The organism is Geodermatophilus sp. CPCC 205506, from assembly GCF_051383635.1.
Lineage (GTDB): Bacteria > Actinomycetota > Actinomycetes > Mycobacteriales > Geodermatophilaceae > Geodermatophilus.
Map to the genome: position 1 here is coordinate 1 of NZ_JALPKP010000025.1, position 19,195 is coordinate 19,195.

General features: G+C 76.1%; 14 protein-coding genes and 1 pseudogene. 1 reads left to right on the forward strand and 14 read right to left on the reverse strand.

Translation table 11 applies throughout. The features are described from left to right. The 5 genes from MY520_RS15240 to lepA form a co-directional block, all read right to left on the reverse strand. The coding region (locus MY520_RS15240; RefSeq protein WP_436693140.1) for a BTAD domain-containing putative transcriptional regulator at positions 1-3,335 on the reverse strand (3,335 nt) is incomplete at its 3' end. 45 nt (positions 3,336-3,380) lie between these two features. Continuing rightward, positions 3,381-5,105, reverse strand: coding sequence for an MFS transporter (locus MY520_RS15245; protein WP_436693141.1), 1,725 nt, complete (start codon positions 5,103-5,105; stop codon positions 3,381-3,383). Continuing rightward, positions 5,074-5,760: an LppX_LprAFG lipoprotein gene (locus MY520_RS15250; protein WP_436693143.1), complete on the reverse strand. Its 687-nt coding sequence runs from the start codon at positions 5,758-5,760 to the stop codon at positions 5,074-5,076. The genes MY520_RS15245 and MY520_RS15250 overlap by 32 nt, the downstream gene beginning before the upstream one ends. Positions 5,761-5,817: 57 nt before the next feature. Continuing rightward, positions 5,818-6,474, reverse strand: a complete 657-nt coding sequence (locus MY520_RS15255; RefSeq protein ID WP_436693145.1) for an MOSC domain-containing protein — start codon at positions 6,472-6,474, stop codon at positions 5,818-5,820. 73 nt (positions 6,475-6,547) lie between these two features. Then, the gene (gene lepA / locus MY520_RS15260) at positions 6,548-8,392 is read right to left on the reverse strand and encodes a translation elongation factor 4 (RefSeq protein ID WP_436693146.1); all 1,845 of its coding nucleotides are present in this window, start codon (positions 8,390-8,392) and stop codon (positions 6,548-6,550) included. A gap of 180 nt (positions 8,393-8,572) precedes the next feature. Between lepA and rpsT the strand changes: the two genes are divergently transcribed. Continuing rightward, on the forward strand, positions 8,573-8,833 hold the full coding sequence (rpsT, locus tag MY520_RS15265; protein WP_436693147.1) for a 30S ribosomal protein S20: 261 nt from the start codon (positions 8,573-8,575) through the stop codon (positions 8,831-8,833). 147 nt (positions 8,834-8,980) lie between these two features. Here rpsT and holA read toward each other — a convergent pair whose 3' ends face one another. The 9 genes and pseudogenes from holA to MY520_RS15310 all read right to left on the reverse strand — a co-directional run bounded on the left by holA (position 8,981) and on the right by MY520_RS15310 (position 19,146). Next, a complete protein-coding gene (gene holA, locus MY520_RS15270) occupies positions 8,981-9,970 on the reverse strand; it encodes a DNA polymerase III subunit delta (RefSeq protein WP_436693149.1) in 990 nt (329 codons plus the stop codon). 346 nt (positions 9,971-10,316) lie between these two features. Then, positions 10,317-12,431 (reverse strand): annotated as a pseudogene (locus MY520_RS15275) (ComEC/Rec2 family competence protein); the annotation flags it as partial. After that, positions 12,428-13,267, reverse strand: coding sequence for a ComEA family DNA-binding protein (locus tag MY520_RS15280; protein ID WP_436693151.1), 840 nt, complete (start codon positions 13,265-13,267; stop codon positions 12,428-12,430). The pseudogene MY520_RS15275 and the gene MY520_RS15280, both read right to left, overlap by 4 nt. Before the next feature lie 134 nt (positions 13,268-13,401). Beyond that, positions 13,402-14,331, reverse strand: a complete 930-nt coding sequence (locus tag MY520_RS15285) for a DegV family protein (protein WP_436693153.1) — start codon at positions 14,329-14,331, stop codon at positions 13,402-13,404. Between the two features lie 69 nt (positions 14,332-14,400). Continuing rightward, positions 14,401-15,141: a histidine phosphatase family protein gene (locus MY520_RS15290; protein ID WP_436693154.1), complete on the reverse strand. Its 741-nt coding sequence runs from the start codon at positions 15,139-15,141 to the stop codon at positions 14,401-14,403. Next, the gene (rsfS, locus tag MY520_RS15295) at positions 15,138-15,749 is read right to left on the reverse strand and encodes a ribosome silencing factor (RefSeq protein ID WP_436693156.1); all 612 of its coding nucleotides are present in this window, start codon (positions 15,747-15,749) and stop codon (positions 15,138-15,140) included. The genes MY520_RS15290 and rsfS overlap by 4 nt, the downstream gene beginning before the upstream one ends. After that, on the reverse strand, positions 15,746-16,495 hold the full coding sequence (nadD, locus tag MY520_RS15300; protein WP_436693158.1) for a nicotinate-nucleotide adenylyltransferase: 750 nt from the start codon (positions 16,493-16,495) through the stop codon (positions 15,746-15,748). The genes rsfS and nadD overlap by 4 nt, the downstream gene beginning before the upstream one ends. Before the next feature lie 321 nt (positions 16,496-16,816). Continuing rightward, a complete protein-coding gene (locus MY520_RS15305) occupies positions 16,817-18,259 on the reverse strand; it encodes a vWA domain-containing protein (RefSeq protein ID WP_436693160.1) in 1,443 nt (480 codons plus the stop codon). Further along, entirely contained in the window at positions 18,259-19,146 is an 888-nt protein-coding gene (locus MY520_RS15310) for an AAA family ATPase (protein ID WP_436693162.1), read from the reverse strand. The genes MY520_RS15305 and MY520_RS15310 overlap by 1 nt, the downstream gene beginning before the upstream one ends. Between the last annotated feature and the right edge of the window lie 49 nt (positions 19,147-19,195).

Here is a 19,195-nt window from a genome sequence, read left to right on the forward strand (position 1 = left end):
CGCAGCACGCCCCCGACGCCGAGCGCGTGCGCGGCGTCGGCGGCCGCGCGCAGCAGCGGCACCGCCTCGGCGTCGGGCACCTCCGGTCGGCCGCCCAGGGCGCACCGGGCACGGGCCAGCTCCACCGCGGCGGACGTCGGCGCGAGGGTCTCGACCGCCGCGCGCAGCGTGGGCACCCCGTCGGGCCCCTCGAGGACGCCGAGCTGCCGGAGCGCGGCGCCGAGGTAGGTGGGCGCGCCCCAGCGGCGCAGCCGCCGCACCTCGTCCTCGACCAGGGCGACCGCCTCGTCGGTCCGGCCCAGCCCGGCCAGCGCGGAGGCGGCGATGCTGCGCCACGGGTTCCAGACCGGGTTGGGGATCGGGATGGGCGCCGGGGCGGCGTCGAGCGCGTCGAGCGCCTGGGCGTGCCGGCCCTCGGCGACCAGCAGCCGGGCGGCGGCGTGGTGCAGCAGCCGCGCACCCTCGCCGGCGACCGGCCCGGCGAACGCGGCATCGGCGGCCCGGCGGGCGGCGGCGACGTCGCCGCGGTCGAGGAGGCAGCCGATGGTGAAGGCGTGGGTGTAGAGCTCACCCACGCCCGACCCGCCCCACATGCGGTCCTGCTCGTGGGCGACGCCCAGGCAGGCCAGCGCCTCGTCCAGCTCACCGCGGCGCCAGTGCCAGAACCCCTGCCAGAGGCTGGTCGACAGCGCGGCGAACAGCGAGCCCCGGGCGTGCGCCTCGGCCCGCGCGCGGTCCCAGAAGTCGCCGAGGTCGTCGTCGGCCAGCATCCGCACCGTCGCGGCGACCACCCAGAACAGCCCGTCGTCGGCCCGCCGGAGCCGGTCGCCGTCCAGCGCCCGCCGGGCCAGGGCCACCGCCCGCTCGCGGTCGGTGCCGTCGACGGTGGTCTCGAAGGCCAGGGCGGCGGCCAGCATCCGCGCGCCGTCGCCGTCACCGGCCGGCTCCGGGGGCTCGGCGCTGCGCCAGATCGCCGGGTCCAGCCAGTGCATGAAGCCGCTGATCCGTTCCACGGCGAGCAGGGCCTGCCGCTGGTCGGCGAGCTCCGGCGGGACGACGGAGGCGGCCTCCCGGGCGAACGCCGTGGCGACGCCGGGCGGGCTGGCGAACACCTGCGTCCGGGCGACGGTGACGGCGAGGTCGGCGCGGCTGCGGGCGTCCTCGGAGGTGCCGTACGCCTGCAGCAGGTGCTCGGTGCCGGCGATGCCGTCGAGCAGGGACTCCAGCCGGCCGAGCTCGCTGAGCACCTCGCAGCGCTGCTCGGCGCCGGGCGGCTCACCCAGGGCCCGGCGCAGCAGGACCACCGCGCTGTCGGAGGCGCCCCGCTCGGCGGCGGTGCGGGCCGCCCGGCGCAGTGTGGCCACCGTCGCGTCGTCCCCGCGCAGGGGGGCGAGCAGGAGGTGGGCGGCCACCTGCTCGTCGCCGGCACCGGCCGCGCGGAGCACCCGCGCGGCGCGCTCGTGGCGCAGCGCGCGCTCGGGCGCGGGGAGGTCGCGGTACACCGCCTCGCGCACCAGCGGGTGCACGAACGCCAGCGGCTGCTCGTCCTGCACCACCTCGGCCCGGGCCAGCGCCGCCAGCGCGGCGGCGGTCTCCGGCTCGGGCAGCTCGGCGAGCGCGGCGACCAGCGGCAGCGGGGCGCCGTCGCCGAGCACGGCGGCGGCGCGGGCGACGGCCGGCACGTCGCCGCCGAGCCGCCGCAGCCGCACGAGCACCATGCTCGACACCGCCCGCGAGCCGACCGCCAGCACGGTGTCGGCGTGCGCGGCGTCGGGCCGGACACCGTCGGCCTCCAGCGCCCGCACCAGCTGCCGCAGCAGCAGCGGGTTGCCCGACGTGGTCCGGTGGCAGGCGCGCACGAACAGCGGCGAGACCGGCTCGCCCAGCCGCCGTCCGACGAAGCCGGCCGTCGCCTCCGGGGAGAGCGGGGCGGGCCGGACGACGACCGCGGCCGGCTCCAGCGCCAGCTCGGCGAGCAGCTCCTCCTCCTGCGCCGGCTCCCCGGTGCGCACGGTGCCGACCAGCAGCACCGGCACGCCCTCCATCCGCCGGGTCAGGTAGGCCAGCCAGCGCAGCGAGGCCCGGTCGGCCCACTGCAGGTCGTCCACGGCCAGCACCAGCGGCCCGGACTCGGTGAGGGTGACGGCCAGCCAGTAGAGGCCGTGCAGGACGGCGAAGGAGCCCTCCGCCGCGTCGTCGGCCGCGACGTCGAAGACGCCCCGTGCGCTGGCCGCCGCGCCGCCGAGCAGCTGCTCCCGTCGCTGCGGGTCGACCAGCTCGGGCTCGAACAGCTGGCGGACGACGCCGAACCCGAACGCCCGCTCCAGCTGGCTTCCCCGGGCGCAGAGGGCCCGCGCGCCGCGCTCGGCCGCCAGCCGCCGCACCTCGGTGAGCAGCCGCGTCTTGCCGATCCCGGGCGGTCCCTGGACCAGCAGCAGCCGCGGCTCGCCGGCGACGAGGTCGTCCAGCGCGGCCCGGACGGCGGCCAGCTCGCGGTCCCGGTCGAGCAGGTCCTCCGGTGCCGCGGCCGGCACGGGCGCCGGCGCCGGGCCGCGCCGCGGCGGGTGCAGGGAGGGGGCCTGCGCCAGCACCTGCTCCTCCAGCTCGCGCAGCGCCGGGCCGGGGTCGACGCCGAGCTCGTCGGCGAGGGTGGTCCGCGCCCGCCGCAGCGCGGCCAGCGCGTCGGCCTGCCGGTGCGCCCGGTACAGCGCGAGGACGAGCAGCCGCCAGCGCTCCTCCCGCAGCGGCTCCTCGGCGACCAGCGTCTCGAGGTCGGGGACGACGAGCGCCGCCTCGCCGCGCCGCAGCCGGGCGTCCAGCCGGCGCTCCCGGGCCACCGCGCGCAGCTCGGCGAGCCGGCCGACCTCCGCCTGCGCCCACGGCTCGTCGGCGTACTCGACCAGCGGCGGGCCGCGCCACAGCGCCAGCGCCTGGTCGAGCAGCGCGACCGTGGCCGCCGGGTCGTCCGTGGCCGCGGCCTGCTGCACCAACGCCTCGAAGCGCCAGGCGTCGACCGCGTCGGGCGGCAACCGGACGGCGTACCCCCGCCCCTCGCGGACGATGACCGCCGACCGGGTGCGCGCGGCGCTGCCGGGCTGCAGCCGCCGGCGCAGGTGGGAGACGTAGGCCTGCAGCGCACCGACGGCGTCCTCCGGCGGGTCCTCGCCCCACACCGCCTCGATCAGCCGCTCGACCGCCACGACCTCGCCGCGGGCCAGCACCAGGACGGTGAGGACGGCGCGCTGCCGGGGACCGCCGAGGTCGAGGGGTGCGCCGTCCACCGATGCCGTGGAGGCGCCCAGGAGCCCGATCCGCAGGTGCGCGCTGTCGGTCACGGGCGCCTCCCTCCGCGGGCAACGTAGACGAGATCCGCCTCCGCGTCAGTCGCCTCTGCCGCGCAGGAGGACCAGCGCCGCCAGCGCCGCGAGGCCGGCGGCCACCGCGGCGCCGGCGAAGACGGTGTGCAGCTGGGTGAGGACGGCGGCGTCGGTGGCGGCGTCGTACGCGGGGCAGTCGGCCGGCGTCCGCGGGCAGAGGTCCAGCGGCGAGCCGATCGCGGTCACCTCGGCGGTGAACCGGCGCAGCGCGATCGCGGTGAGCAGCGACAGCCCGACCAGCATGCCGACGGTGCGCGCCACCACCGACAGGGCGCCGGCGCTGCCGTGGACGTCGGCACCGGTCACCGCGAGCAGCACTGCGTTGACCGGCGCGATGGCCAGCCCGAAGCCGAGGCCCGCGGCGAGCAGCACGAGGGTCGAGGCGACGCCGTCCAGCGAGCGCTCGCCCCAGCCGGTCATCGCGACCAGGGCCAGGGCCGCGAGGGCCATGCCGCCGCCGGCGACCAGCCGCGGCGGGACCGCCCGGCACAGCCACCCCCCGGCGACCGCGCCGACCGGGACGGCGACCAGCAGCCGCAGCAGCACCAGGGCCGCGCCGAGCTGGTCCCCGGGCGTGGTGGTGGCGCGGGCGAACAGCGGGACGTCGACCAGCGCGGCCACGAGCGCGACCCCGACCAGCAGGTTGACCACGAGCGCGCCCCACGCCCCGGTCGGGCGCAGCGCCCGCAGCGGCAGCACGGGGGCGGCGGCCCGCCGCTCGTGCAGCACGAACGCGACCGCGGCGACGGCGGCCAGCGGGAGCAGGACCGGCCCGTGCGCGACGACCTGGGTGCCGGGGTCGGCGGCCGCGAAGGCCCAGACGAGGCTGCCCAGCGCCACCACCACGAGCAGCGAGCCGACGACGTCGACCTCGGCCGCGAGCCGGCCCAGGCCGCGCAGCGGCAGCACCGCGCCGCTCGGGGTGGTGAGGCTGCGGACGACGAGCGCGCCGCCGGCGACGACCGCGACCAGCACCAGCGGGGTGGCGGCACCGAGCACCGGCACCCAGAGCAGGCCGAGGGTGACGTCCTCGGCCAGCGCCCGGGGCTCGGCGAGCTGCAGCCCCGCGGCGAGCGCGGTCAGCGCGGCGAGCGTGAGGCCGACGGGGTCGGGGCGGCGGGCCGGCCCGGTGAGCAGCGCACCGCCGGCCAGGGCGAGGCCGAGCAGCAGGTTGAGCCAGAAGATGGCCCGCCAGTCGGCGACGGCCAGGACCGCCGCGCCGGCCAGCGGCCCGAGGACGGCGCCGGTCTCCTGCACCGCGCCGACGACGCCGAGCGGCACGGCCCGCCGCTCGGGCGGCCAGCGGTCGGCGACCAGCGCCAGGGTGGCCGGGACCAGCCCGCCGGCCCCGACGCCCTGCAGTCCCCGGCCGGCGACCACGGGACCCAGCTCGCCGGCGGTGGCGGTGAGCAGCGAGCCGAGGGCGAACAGCAGGAGGCAGCCGACCAGCACCGGCACCCGGCCGCGCAGGTCGGCCAGCCGGCCCAGCAGCGGCAGCGTGGCGGTGTAGCCGAGCAGGAAGCCGCCGACGATGGGCGCCGCCCGCTGCAACTCCTCCACGCCCACCCCGACGCCGGTGAGGATGTCGGGCAGCGCGAGGACGACGACGTAGGTGTCGGCGGCGGTGACCAGCACCGCGACGGCGGCCAGGACGACCAGCGGGAGGCCGGGGACCGCCGCCGGCCCCGCGCCCGGGTCAGCCGGTGGGCGGCGCGGTGATGTCGACATCGGCGCCGTGCTCGCTGAGCTCGAGGGTGTAGGTGGCGTCGTCGGCGGTGAAGAACGGGCCGGTCAGCTCGACCCGCCGCAGCTCGCCGCTGTCGGGGACCACCGACAGCCGCGCGTCCACCGGACGGCTGGGGTCCTGGCTGGTCAGCACCTCCTCGACCAGGTCGCCGGGCAGCTGCGCGGTCACCTCGCGCACCACCTCGCCGTCCACCCGGCGCTCCTCCCCCAGCTCGGCGTCCTCCGCGGCTCCGAGCAGCCGGGAGATGCCGCCGTCGGGGGCGAGCAGCGCGCCCGGGTCGCCGATGCCGAACTGCGCGGGGTCGACGACGCTGAAGCCGCCGGTGAAGGGCAGCTGGGCGTAGACCGTGCCGTCGACGGAGACCACGGCGACCTCGAGGGCCGCGCCGCCGGTCAGCACCTGCAGGGTGCCGTCGAACGAGGCGGGGCGGGCGATGTCCCCCTCGCCGCCGGCCAGGTGCGTGCCGGTGTCGGGGGCGCCCTCGCTGGTGAGGACGAAGTGCACGCTCGGCGTATCGTCGAGGGCGGTCCGCGCGCGGTCGAGCAACTCGGCGGCCGAGACCTCGGGCTCGCCGCCGCCGCAGGCGGTGAGGACGGCGAGGGTCAGGACCGCGGTGGCCGCCCGGCGCAGCAGCATGTCGCCTCCCCTGCTCAGGACCTCTCCGGCGCCCGGGACGGTATCCCGCCGCGGCGGTCAGACGGTGGCGCCGGTCCGTCCGGCGAGCGCCGCGTCGACCTTGGACCGGTTCCGCTCCGGCAACGCCGCGCGCGCCGGGGCGAGCTCGGCTAGCAGGTGCGGCTCGGTCGTGGACGCACGGAAGGTCATGCCGATGGTGATGTCGTGGTCCGGGCGCTCCACGACCTCGATGCGGTCACCGGCGCCCAGGTCGCCCGTCGCGAGGACGCGCAGGTAGGCGCCGCTGGCGCCGTGCTCGGTGAACCGCTTGATCAGCCGCGGAACGCCCCAGTGCGCCCGCAGCTTGGCGCACGGCGTGCGGGGGGCGGTGACCTCGACGAGCACGCCGCCGATGCGCCACCGCTCACCGAGCAGGGCGCCGGTGAGGTCGATGCCGCTGGTGCGCAGGTTCTCGCCGAACCGGCCGGCCGGCAGGTCGCGCTCGAGATCGGCGGCCCACCAGTCGGCGTCCTCCTGCGCGTAGGCGTAGAGCGCCTGCCCCTCGCCGCCGTGCCACCTGCGGTTGACCTGCACGTCGCCGTCCAGACCGAGCGGGTGGACGGCGACGCGGCCGGCGACCGGCCGCTTGTCGATGGCGCTCGTGGTGTCGCCGGCGCGCGGCAGGCGGATGGGCCGGGGGCCGGAGACGCAGACCGCCTCGATCCGGGCGGTCACGCGCTCTCCTCGCCGGCGCTCGTCGACCGCGTGCCGCCAGGTGCTCTGTTCACCGGTGAGCTCGCAAGCTCGCTCACTTCTTGGAGGCGGTGGACTCGTTGGTGGAGAGCGCGGCGACGAAGGCCTCCTGGGGGACCTCGACGCGGCCCACCATCTTCATCCGCTTCTTGCCCTCCTTCTGCTTCTCCAGCAGCTTCCGCTTGCGGGTGATGTCCCCGCCGTAGCACTTGGCGAGGACGTCCTTGCGGATGGCCCGGACGGTCTCCCGGGCGATGACCCGGGAGCCGACGGCGGCCTGGATGGGCACCTCGAACTGCTGGCGCGGGATGAGCTCGCGCAGCTTGCCGGCCATCATCACGCCGTAGCTGTAGGCCTTGTCCTTGTGGACGATCGCGCTGAACGCGTCGACCGCCTCGCCCTGGAGCAGGATGTCGACCTTGACCAGCTTCGACTCCTGCTCGCCGGCCTCGGAGTAGTCGAGGGAGGCATAGCCGCGGGTGCGCGACTTCAGCGCGTCGAAGAAGTCGAAGATGATCTCGCCGAGCGGCAGCGTGTAGCGCAGCTCGACGCGGGACTCGCTGAGGTAGTCCATGCCGCCGAGCTGCCCGCGCCGGCTCTGGCAGAGCTCCATGATCGTGCCGGTGTAGTCACTGGGCGCGATGATGGTGGCGCTGACGACCGGCTCGTAGACCGTGTCGATCTTGCCCTCGGGCCAGTCGCTGGGGTTGGTGACGACGAGCTCCGAGCCGTCCTCCATGACCACCCGGTAGACGACGTTGGGCGCGGTGGAGATGAGGCTGATGTTCGCCTCGCGCTCCAGCCGCTCGCGGACGATCTCCAGGTGCAGCAGGCCGAGGAAGCCAACGCGGAAGCCGAAGCCCAGCGCCGCGGAGGTCTCCGGCTCGTAGGTCAGGGCGGCGTCGTTGAGCAGCAGCTTGTCCAGGGCCTCGCGCAGCAGCGGGTACTCGCTGCCGTCGATCGGGTAGAGGCCGGAGTAGACCATCGGCTTGGGGTCGCGGTAGCCGCCGATCGACTCGGTGGCCGGCTTGTGCTGCAGGGTGACGGTGTCGCCGACGCGGGACTGGCGGACGTCCTTCACCCCGGTGATGAAGTAGCCGACCTCGCCGACGCCGAGGCTCTCGACGGGCTTGGGCTCCGGGGAGATGACCCCGATCTCCAGCAGCTCGTGCGTGGCGCCGGTGGACATCATCTTGATCTTGTCGCGGGCGGCGATCCGGCCGTCGACGACCCGGACGTAGGTGATGACCCCGCGGTAGATGTCGTAGACGCTGTCGAAGATCATCGCCCGGGCGGGGCCCTCGGCCACGCCGGTCGGGGCGGGGATCTGCTCGACGATCAGATCCAGCAGAGCCGGCACGCCCTCGCCGGTCTTGCCGCTGACCCGCAGGACGTCGTCGGCGTCGCAGCCGATGATGTGCGCGATCTCGGCGGCGTACTTCTCCGGCTGCGCGGCCGGGAGGTCGATCTTGTTGAGGACCGGGATGATCGTGAGGTCGTTCTCCATGGCCAGGTAGAGGTTGGCCAGGGTCTGGGCCTCGATGCCCTGCGCGGCGTCCACCAGGAGGACCGCGCCCTCGCAGGCGGCCAGCGACCGGGACACCTCGTAGGTGAAGTCGACGTGACCCGGGGTGTCGATCATGTCGAGCACGAACTCGCGGCCGGCCTGCTCGCCGGTCGACGGCGTCCACGGCAGTCGCACGTTCTGCGCCTTGATGGTGATGCCGCGCTCGCGCTCGATGTCCATGCGGTCGAGGTACTGCGCACGCATCTGCCGTCCCTCGACGATCCCGGTGACCTCGAGCATCCGGTCGGCCAACGTCGACTTGCCGTGGTCGATGTGGGCGATGATGCAGAAGTTCCGGATGCGGGCCGGGTCGGTGTAGGCGGGAGTCGTCACAGTGCCCCCATCGTCCCACGCCCGGCTGCGTCGGCCACCGATTGCCCGGGGATGGGCGGGTGGACCCGCGGGTTGGGGTCGTCCGACCGACGCTGGTATCTTGGCAGACCGGTCCGCTGACGCACGCCGTCCGGACGCACTGTCCAGAACTCCCTCCCGAGAGACACCCGAGGCTCACGCGTGGCGAACATCAAGTCCCAGATGAAGCGGATCAAGACCAACGAGAAGGCGCGTCAGCGCAACGTTGCCGTCAAGTCCGCCCTGAAGACCGCCGTCCGGCGTGTCCGCACCGCTGTTGCCTCCGGTGACGCGGCCGCCGCCGCGACCGCTCTGCAGACCGCCGGCAAGGCGCTGGACAAGGCCGCCAGCAAGGGCGTCATCCACAAGAACCAGGCCGCGAACCGCAAGTCGGGTCTGGCCAAGCAGGTCGCCGGCCTCTGAGCCGGCGCACCGCGCACTGACGCGGTCCGCGAGAGCCCCCTCCCCTGCCGGGACGGGGGCTCTCCGCGTTCCGGGGCGGGTTCGCGGTCGCGGGCTCGCGGTTTGCGGCTCGCCGCGGTCCGCGGGCTCGCCGACGTCCGGGCTGGCTCACATCCGGCCGCGTCCGGTCTCCCTCCGGATGTCGACGATCCGCCGCACCGCCCGCTCCAGCGCGTAGTCGGCGCTGGCCGCGGCTCCCTTGACGTCGGCGTTGAGTTCGGCGGCCACTCCCATCGCCTGCTGCAGCCCCTCGATGCTCCACCCCCGCGCCTGGGCCTGGGCCTTCTTCACCTTCCACGGTGGCATCTTCAGCGTGCGCGCCAGGTCACCGGGGTTGGCGCTGCGCACCGACGACACCCGGGCCGCGGTACGCACGCCGTCGGCGATCGCGTCGGCGATGAGGACGTGGGCCACCCCGCGCTGAAGGGCCCACCGCAGCATCTCCAGGGAGCCCGTCCGGTCACCGACGAGCACGCGTTCGGCGACGGTGAAGCCGCTGACCTCCGCCTGCCCGCGGTGGAACCGGGCGACGGCGTCGGCGTCGATGCTGCCGCCGAAGTCGGAGACGAGCTGGCCGGCCGCCGACGACAGCTGTCGCAGGTCCGCGCCGATCGCCTCGACCAGCGCCGAGGCCGCGTCCGGGGTGATGCGGCCGCCCGCGGACCGCACCTCGTTGCGCACGAAGGCGATCCGGTCGCCCACCGAGCTGACCTTGGGACAGTCGTCGACGGCCGCGCCCGCGGCCTTGAGGGCCTTGAGCAACGCCTCGTTCCGCTTGCCGCCGTTGTGCACGACGACGAGCGTCAGGTCGGGGTCCGGCTCCTTCGCGTAGCCGGTGATCGCGTCGCAGAGCGCGCCGGCGGCCTCGTGCACACCGGTGATCACCACCACACGGTGTCCACCGAACAGCGACGGCGCGAGGACGTCGGCGAGCTGGCCGACCGGCAGCCCCTGGGCGGGCAGTTCGTGCAGCTCGGCGTCGGGGTGGCGGTCGAGCACGGCGGTGCGGACGGCGGAGACGGCGCGGGCCCGCAGCAGCTCCTCCTCCCCGACCACGGCGCGCAGGCGTGAGGTCGGTGCCGGGGGTGCTGCTGCCACCCGGGCATGGTGTCACGCTCGGACGACGGTCCCGGCTACCCACGCGAACCGCGCTGATGGCCCGGGCCCGCATGGCCGAAGCGCCGGCACCCACGGCCGCGCCGCCGGCCGCTGCGGCGGCATCCCGCCCGGGGCCGGCGTCGCTGCCGCGGCCGGCGACACCCCAGGCCCCGGCCTCTCCGGCCACCGCCAGGTCGCCCTCGCGGTCGGTCCGGTGCACGCGGATGCCCTCCTCCGCCAACCACGAGAGCACCCGGCCCGTCGGGTGGCCGTAGGTGTTGTCCGCCCCCACGGTCACCAGGGCCACCCGCGCCCCGCTGGCCGTGAGGAAGCCGCGGTCGGCGTCGGCACTGCCGTGGTGCGGCACCTTGAGCACGTCGGCCCGCAGGTCCACCCCGTCGGCAACGAGCCGCGCCTCCATCTCCGCGCCGAGATCCCCGGTCAGCAGGACCCGCAGCCCCCGCTGGGTGACCCGGACGACCAGCGACAGGTCGTTGGCCTCCGCGGCGGCCGTGGCCCGCTCCGGCGACGGGGCCAGCACCTCGAGCGTCGCACTGCCCACCGTGCGCCGGTCCCCCGGGACCAGGACATGCCGCTCCGCCCCCGCCCGGCGGACCTGCGCGTCCAGCCGGGCGCCGCGGTCCTCGGCCGGCGAGAGGGTCCCGGTGGCGACGGTGCCGACCTCCCGCCCGGACAGGGCTCCGGCCAGGCCCCCGGCGTGGTCGGCGTCCAGGTGGCTGACGAGGACCAGCGGGAGCCGGTCGATGCCCAGCCGGTCCAGGCACCGGTCGACCGCACCGACATCCGGGCCGGCGTCCACCAGAACGCCCTCCCCGGGCGCGGTCGGGATCACCAGGGCGTCCCCCTGGCCGACGTCGCAGGCCACCAGGACCGTGCGCTCGGGCGGCCACCCGCGGGTGACCTGACGGAGCGGCCAGCCCAGGACCACCACCCCCACCAGGGCGGCGAGAGCCAGCGGCCGGGCCCGGGGGAACCGCCACAGGAGCCAGCCGGCGGCCAGGAGGAGCACGGTCAGCAGCACGGCGCCGCGCGTGCCGGCCGGCCACCCGGTCGCGCCGTCGGGAAGTGCCGCGGCACGCTGCGCGACGACCACCAGCCAGCGGGCGGGCCACCCGCCGAGCCACACCAGCGCGTCGCCCAGGGCCGGGACGAGCGCACCGGCGAGGGCGGCCAGCAGCCCGAGCACGGTCGCCGGCGGCACGGCCGGGGCGGCCAGCAGGTTGGCCGGCAACGACACCGGGCTGACCAAACCGGACAGGCCGGCGACGAGCGGCGCGGTGGCGACCCCGGCGGCGGCCGCGACCGCCAGCGCGTCGGCCACCGGCCGGGGCCAGCCGCGCAGTCGCAGCCGCCGGGACCACCCCGGCGCGAGCAGCACGATGGCCGCGGTGGCCGCGACCGACAGGGCGAAGCCGGCGTCCCGCGCGAGGTCCGGCTCGATCAGCAGCAGGACGACCACGGCGCCGCCCAGTGCCGGTAGGGCCGCACGCGACCGACCGCTGGCCAGCGCCAGCAGCGCCACGGCACCCATCGCCGCTGCGCGGACCACGCTGGCGCTGGGCCGGGCGAGCACGACGAAGCCTGCCAGCGCGACCACCGCCACCACTGCCTGGACCCTCCGGTCCACCGCGCGACGGCGCAGCGGCGCGAGGACCCCCGCCAGCACGATCGCCACGTTGGCGCCGGAGACCGCCGTGAGGTGGGAGAGCCCGGCCCGCCGGAAGTCCTCGACGAGGACGGGGTCCATCGCCCGGGTGTCGCCCACGACCAGCCCGGGCAGAAGTCCCCCGGCCCCCGGACCGAGCACGCGGAGCGCGGACTCGGACAACGCGTCCCGCAGTCCTCCGGCGGCCCGCTGAGCCCACGGCGGATCCCCGAGCAGGTGCGGCGGCGACCGCGCCGACAGTCGCGCCACCAGCCCGTCCCCCGCCGCGGCCGGGAAGACGGCGGCCCGGATCCGCACCGGCTGCCCCGGGAGCAGCCCCAGCCACTCCTCGGCGGGGCCGAACAGCAGCACGTCGTCATCCAGCCGCAGCCGCGTGCCGCCGTCGTCCAGCGCCGTGACCGTGGCGGCGGCGACGGCGCGCGACGGGCCGACGCCACGCACCGGCAGCGGATCCCCGTCCAGCTCCAGGTCGAGCTGAACGCTCCGGCGCTGCTCGGCCACCGCCGCGAGCGGCGAGGCCTCCCGGGCGGCCGCACGGACCGCGGCCGTGACCGAGGTGACCGTCAGCGCGGCCAGGACCCCGAGGAGGACGACCGAGCCGGTCCGGCGACGCCGCCGCCCCACAACGGCGGCGGCTCCGGTACTGAGCGCCGCAACGCCCACCAGCCCGGGCGGAGGCACGAACGGCGCCACGAGGGAGACACCCCAGACGGCCGCAGCCACCGGTGCGAGCCGCAGGTCGACCCACGCCCAGCGCCCGGGTGGGGCGCTCACACGGTCACCAGCTCGGCCAGCTCGGCGAAGATCGCCGGGCCGATGCCGGGTACGTCGTCGAGCTGCTCGACGCTGCGGAACGGGCCCTGTTGGTCGCGGTGGTCGACGATCCGCTGTGCCAGGACGGGCCCGATGCCGGGGAGCGCGTCCAGGTCCGCCGTGGTCGCCCGGTTCAGGTCGACCAGCCCGGTCCCGGCCGGCCCGGCCGCGGCGCCGGTCCCCGGTGTGGCACCCGGCACCCCCACTGCGATCTGCTGGCCGTCGGCCACCACCGCGGCCAGGTTGACCGAGGCCGCATCGGCGTCGGGGAGCAGACCGCCCGCAGCCGCCAGGGCGTCGGCCACGCGCGCTCCCTCGGGCAGCGTGACCAGACCTGGGCGGGCCACGAGCCCCACCACGGAGACGACGACGGTGGCCGACGCGTCGGCCACCTCGCCCACCGAGGGGCTCGCGGGCGTGCTCGCCGACGGGGTGGCCGCCGACGTCCCCGGCGCCGGCTCCGGCACCGCCTCGATCTGCGGGCGGCTCCACCAGGTGCCCAGCGTGACCAGCAGTGCCGCGAGCAGGCCGACCGCCCACAGCGACCAGGCGCCCCGGCGTCCGGGGTCCACCCGCACCGCGGCGCCCGGTGCACGGTGCCGCCCGATGCCGTCGGGGAGCTCCGCGCCGTCCTCCTCGTCCTCGCCCTCGACGGCGAGGCGGTCCCGGAGCGGTTGGTCGCCGGTGACCGGCTCGTCGGGCACCCAGCCCGGAGACCGGCGGCCCTCGTCGAGGAGCGCCCGCAACCGGGCGCGGATCAGATCGGCGTCGTCGCTGCGGCGGGAGGTGAGGCGCACCGTCCGGACGCTAGGCAGCTCCCGACGGCGCCGAGCCGGTCCCGGGACAGTTGTGGACAGCCGCCCCGCCTGTGGACGGAACCGGGGCGGTCAGGGGTGGGACGGTGCACGCTGCGCCGGTGCCGACCAACCGCTCAGTTCGTCTGCCGGTCCCCCGGGTCCCTCTCCTCCGGTTGCTCCGGTCCGTTCCGGAGTTGCTCCGCAGCCGACGGGAGCGCCGGAGCCGGGGCGATGACCAGCCCCACGGCACCCGGACCCACGTGCGCACCGATCGCGGCCCCGAGCTCGCTGACGTAGAGCTCCCGGAGGTCCGGGATCCGCTCACGGAGGTCACCGGCCAGCCGCTCGGCGCGCTCCGGCGCGGCCAGGTGGTGGACCGCGACGGAGGCCGGCACCCCGTCGGCGGCCTCCACCCCGCGTTGCACCAGACGGGCCAGGGCGCGGGCCGAGGTGCGCACCTTCTCCAACGGCACGACCCGGCCGTCGACGACGTGGAGGACCGGCTTGACCGCGAGCGCAGTGCCGATCATGGTGGCCGCCGACCCGATCCGCCCCCCGCGGCGCAGGTGCTCGAGGGTGTCGACGACGAAGAGGGTCTTCGTGGCGGCCGCGGTGTCGCGGGCTGCGGCGGCGACGGCTCCGGCATCCGCGCCGGCCTCGGCCGCGCGTGCGGCGGCCAGCACGGCGAAGCCGTTGCCCATCGCCGCCGACCGCGAGTCGACGACCGTCACGATGTGCTCGCCGACCTGCGCGGCGGCCAACCGGGCCGCGTCCACGGTGCCCGACAGTTCCGCGGAGAGGTGGACGGAGACGATGCGGTCGGCGCCGCCATCGAGACACCGGCGGTAGGCGGCGACGAAGTCCCCGGGCGTGGGCCGGGACGTCGACACCTTCTGCCCCCGGACTGCCAGCGCCCTCGCCACGTCGGCCGGTCCGATGTCCTGCCCCTCACGCCCGGAGTGGCCGGCCATCACCACGTACAGCGGCACGATCTCGACCGCGTACCGCTCGACCAGCGCAGGAGGCAGGTAGGCCGTGGAGTCGGTGACCACGGCGACGGACACCCGGCGAGGCTAGCCCTCGACGGAACGCCTCCGGCCGGGATCCCTCGCGGCACCGCCCGGACGGGCAGGTCAGAGAATCGCGTCGGCGTCCTGGGCCGGTGGTGGCCCCTCCTCCGGGCTGGCGCCGGCCTCGATGATGCGGGCGGCACCCCGAGCGGCAGGCGGGCGGCCGTCGAGCTGCAGCGGCGCCGCGTTGTTGTGCCGCAGCAGCCGCCACCGCTCGCTCTGCACCGCCAGTTCGCTCCACGCGCAGTTGCCGAGGGGCCCGAAGACGCGGCGGTGTTCCGGTCCGAGCCCCAACAGGGCCTCCATCAGCCGGGCAGAGGTCCCGCCGTGGGTGACCACGACCGCGACAGGCGCCTCGGGCAGGTCACGGAGGGCGGCCAGCGCGCGGGCCGGGACGTCGGCGGCGTCCTCGCCGCCACGACCGCGGATCGGGCGGCCGGCGATCCAGTCGGCGTACTGCTCCGGGTGGCGCTCGGCGACCTCCTCCCGGGTCAGCCCCTCCCACGAGCCCATGCCGACCTCACGCAGCCGCGGGTCCAGCCGCAGGGGGACGCCGAGGACGGCGGTAAGCGACTCGGCCGTCTCCACGGCCCGCACGAGGTCGCTGGACACCACGACCGTGCCCGCGGGCAACGCGCCGCCCGCGGCCAGGTGCGGCGCGGCCACCGCGGCCTGGCGGCGGCCCTCGTCGTCGAGCGGTGGGTCCAGCTGCCCCTGGAAGCGGCCGACCGCGTTCCACTCGGTCCGACCGTGCCGCCAGATGAGCAGCCGGGAAACCGGCAGGGCCGGCACCACCGTGGTCACCGGCCGGTCGTCTCCGTGCCCGCGCTGTCGGCGGCACCGTCCGCGCCGGAGACAGGGGCGCCGTCGCCGTCCGCCGCCGGGGGCAGGTCGCCGTCCGCCTCGGGAGCGAGGTCGTCCGCCGGCTCGGCGGTCAGCGGCGTCGGGTCGGCGCTCATCGGGTCGACGTCGTCGGCGGACAGCGTCCGCCGGGCATCGAGGGGACCGCCACCCGCGTCCGCGTCCGCACCCGCTGCCGGGTCGGCGGGCACGGCGCTGTCGACGAAGGGGATGGTCGGGCAGTCCTTCCACAGCCGCTCGAGGGCGTAGTAGGCGCGCTCCTCGTTGTGCTGCACGTGGACGACGACGTCGATGAAGTCGAGCAGCACCCAGCGGGCCTCGGCGACGCCCTCGCGGCGCACCGGCTTGACGCCGTGCTGGCGGAGGCGCTCCTCCACCTCGTCCACGATCGCCTGCACCTGGCGCTCGTTGGGCGCCGCGGCGAGGACGAAGGCGTCGGTGATGGCCAGCCGCTCGCTCACGTCGACGATCGAGACGTTGGTCGCCAGTTTGTCGGCGGCGGCCTGGGCGGCCAGCAGTGCGGTCTCCCGCGCCTCGGGCGAGGCGGTCATCGGGGTACCTCCTGGAGATGGGGGGACGAGGGGTCGGGAGGCTGCTCGCCCGGCTGCGCGGCGGTGGCCGGCGGCCGGTCGAAGGCGGGACGGTCGCCGGACGGCGGAGCGGAGCCGTCACCGGAGGCGCCCTCGCGCGCCGCGGTCCGGGAGGCGCTCCGGGAGCGGTACAGGCCGCGCTTCTCGATGTACTGCACGACACCGTCGGGGACCAGGTACCAGACCGGCATGCCGCGGCCCACCCGCTCGCGGCAGTCGCTGGAGCTGATCGCCAGCGCCGGCACCTCGACCAGGCTGACCGATCCCTCGGGGAGGTGTGAGGCGGCGAGGTCGAAGCCGGGGCGGGTCACCCCGATGAAGTGCGCCAGCTGGAAGCAGCGGTCGCTGTCCCGCCAGCTGAGGATCTGGGAGAGGGCGTCGGCGCCGGTGATGAAGAACAGCTCGTCGTCGGGGCGCTGCCGCTGGAGGTCGTCGAGCGTGTCGATGGTGTACGTCTGGCCGCCGCGGTCGACATCCACGCGGCTGACCGAGAAGCGGGGGTTGGAGGCGGTCGCGATGACGGTCATCAGGTAGCGGTCCTCCGCGGGGCTGACCTCGCGGTGGCTCTTCTGCCACGGCTGGCCGGTCGGAACGAAGACGACCTCGTCGAGCCCGAAGAGCACGGCGACCTCGCTGGCCGCCACCAGGTGCCCGTGGTGGATGGGATCGAACGTCCCACCCATCACCCCGATTCGCCGACCCGCCACCGATCGAGCCTATCCGGCCGCCGGGGGCCGGCCCCCCGAGGACCGGCGCCCACCGGCGGCCATTCCCCCGACCGGCTCCCCCGTGCCGTCGGTCGAGGACGGGCGCGGCGCCACCCGGGCCGGCCGGCGGGTGCGCCGGCCGGTCACCGGGAGGACCCGACACCTCGCTGTTCAACGCGCCACCCGCCGTCAGGTCACGGTGCTGTCGACACGTCAACTCGGCGACATCTCGACCGGTCACCTCCGCGACATGTCGACGGGTCGCCGAGGCGACACCTCGACCGGCCGCCGAGGTCCACGGACTGCACCGGTGAGGAACGTTCAGAGCGTGGTGACGAAGTCCGCGAGCTGGGCGGCGTTCCGGCACTCGACCATGTCGATGACCTCGCCGTACCGGTCGGCGGCCGAGTCACCGCTCCCCCACAACCGCCGCGGCTCCGGGTTCAGCCAGTGCGCCGACCGGGCCCGGCGGACCAGGTCGGCGAGCACCGGCAGGCCCGGCTGGCGGTAGTTGGTCCGCCCGTCACCGAGCACCAGCAGCGACGTCTTGGGCCCCACGGCGGCCGGCCAGCGCTCGGCGAACACCTCGAGGGCGGTGCCGTAGTCGCTGTGCCCGTCGAAGCCCACGACGTCGGCCTCCCGACCGATCCGGGACACCGCGTCGACGACGTCGGCGCCCGGCCGGAAGAAGCGGGTCACCTCGTCTGTCGAGTCGACGAACGCGAACGCCCGCACGCCGGAGAAGTGCTCGCGCAGCGCCTGCGTGAGCATGAGCGTGAAGTGACTGAAGCCGGCCACCGATCCGCTGACGTCGCAGAGGACCACCAGCTCCGGCTTGTGCACCGCGCGCGGCCGGTGGTGCGTGACCACGGGGACGCCGCCGGTCCCCAGGGACGCGCGGACGGTCCGGCGGAAGTCCAGCCGGCCCTCCCGGCCCAGCCGCCGGCGGGCCGACAGCCGCACCGCCAGCCGGCGCGCCAGGGGCGCCACGGTCCGCCGCAGCTCGGCGAGGTCCGCGGACTGGGCGCGGAGGAAGTCGATCTGGTCGGCCAGTGGGCGCACCGCGCTCGTGGCGACCTTGTCCCGCCCCCGCTCGGCGGCCGCCCGCCGCCGGACCTCGGCCTCCACCGCCGCCTTGAACGCCGCCAGCCGCTCGCGCACCGTCTGCCGCGCCACCTGCTCGGCCAGGCCACCGCGCTGGTCCCCACCGAGCAGGCCGGCCAGCAGCTGCGCGACCAGGGTGTCCGGCGACAACGCCCGCATCACCCGGTAGCTGAAGTACGACTGCCCGGACGGCGACGGCGTCGCGCGCCCCAGCTGCTCGACCACCTCCCGGGCGAAGCGGCGCAGCGCCTCCTCGTCGCCGTCGAGCAGCAGCTGGGCGAGCTGGTCGCGCAGCAGGCCGGCCAGGTCGACGCCGTCGGGCAGGTCGAGGGTGGACTCCCCGGCCTCACCCGGGTCGTCGGCGGCACCGCCGTCGCCGGAGCCGTCGCCCGAGGTCGCCGGCCGGTCCCCCAACGGCCACCACAGGTCGAACAGCACGTCGTAGGCCGGCCGCTGCGCCGCCCGCTGGAGCAGCACCGCGGCCAGCCCGTGCCGCAGCTGCTCGCGGTCGAGCAGGTCGACCACGGTGAGGATCTCCGCGGCGTCCACGGCCTGGCTGATCCCGACCGGGATGCCGGCCTCGCGGACGGCCCGGACGAAGCCGTCGAGGTGGCCGGCGAGGCCGCCGGGCTCGGCCGTGGTCGGCGGGCCGGCGGTCATCAGTTCAGTCGCAGCTCGGCCGCGGCCCGCACCTGGTCGCTGGCGTGCTTGAGCACCACGCCCAGCGTCGAGCGCACCGCCGTCTCGTCGAGGGTGTCCAGGCCGAGCTCGAGCAGCGTCTGCGCCCAGTCGAGGGTCTCGGAGATCGACGGCGACTTCTTCAGTTCCAGGGCCCGCAGCGCGCGGATGGTCCGCACCAGCTGCTCGGCCAGCCCCGGCGCGAGGTCGGGCACCCGGGAGAGCACGATCTCCCGCTCCCGCTCGGCGGAGGGGTAGTCCAGCGCCAGGTACAGGCAGCGCCGCTTGAGCGCCTCGGACAGCTCCCGGGTGGCGTTGGAGGTCAGCACCACCATCGGCCGGCGGGTGGCCGTCACCGTGCCGAGCTCGGGGATGGTGACCTGGAAGTCCGAGAGCACCTCCAGCAGCAGGCCCTCCACCTCGACGTCGGCCTTGTCGGTCTCGTCGATGAGCAGCACGGTCGGCTCGGTGCGCCGGATCGCGGTGAGCAGCGGCCGGGAGAGCAGGAACTCCTCGCCGAAGATGTCGTCGTGGACGGTGTCCCAGTCCGCGCCGTCGCTGCCCTGCGCGGCCTGGATCCGCAGCAGCTGCTTCTTGTAGTTCCACTCGTACAGCGCCCGCGCCTCGTCCAGGCCCTCGTAGCACTGCAGCCGGATCAGCTCCGAGCCGGTCGCCGCGGCCAGCGCCTTGGCCAGCTCGGTCTTCCCGGTCCCGGCCGGGCCCTCCACCAGCAGCGGCTTGCCCAGCCGGTCGGCGAGGAACACCGTCGTCGCGATCTGCGCGTCGGGCAGGTAGCCCGCCGTCGACAGCCGCTTGCTGACGTCCGCGACCGAGGAGAAGTGCGGGAACTGCGTCGGCGGGCGGGGCATGCGGCTCCTCGCTGGTGCGGCGGGATGGGTGGGGGCGGCGGGTGGGCGG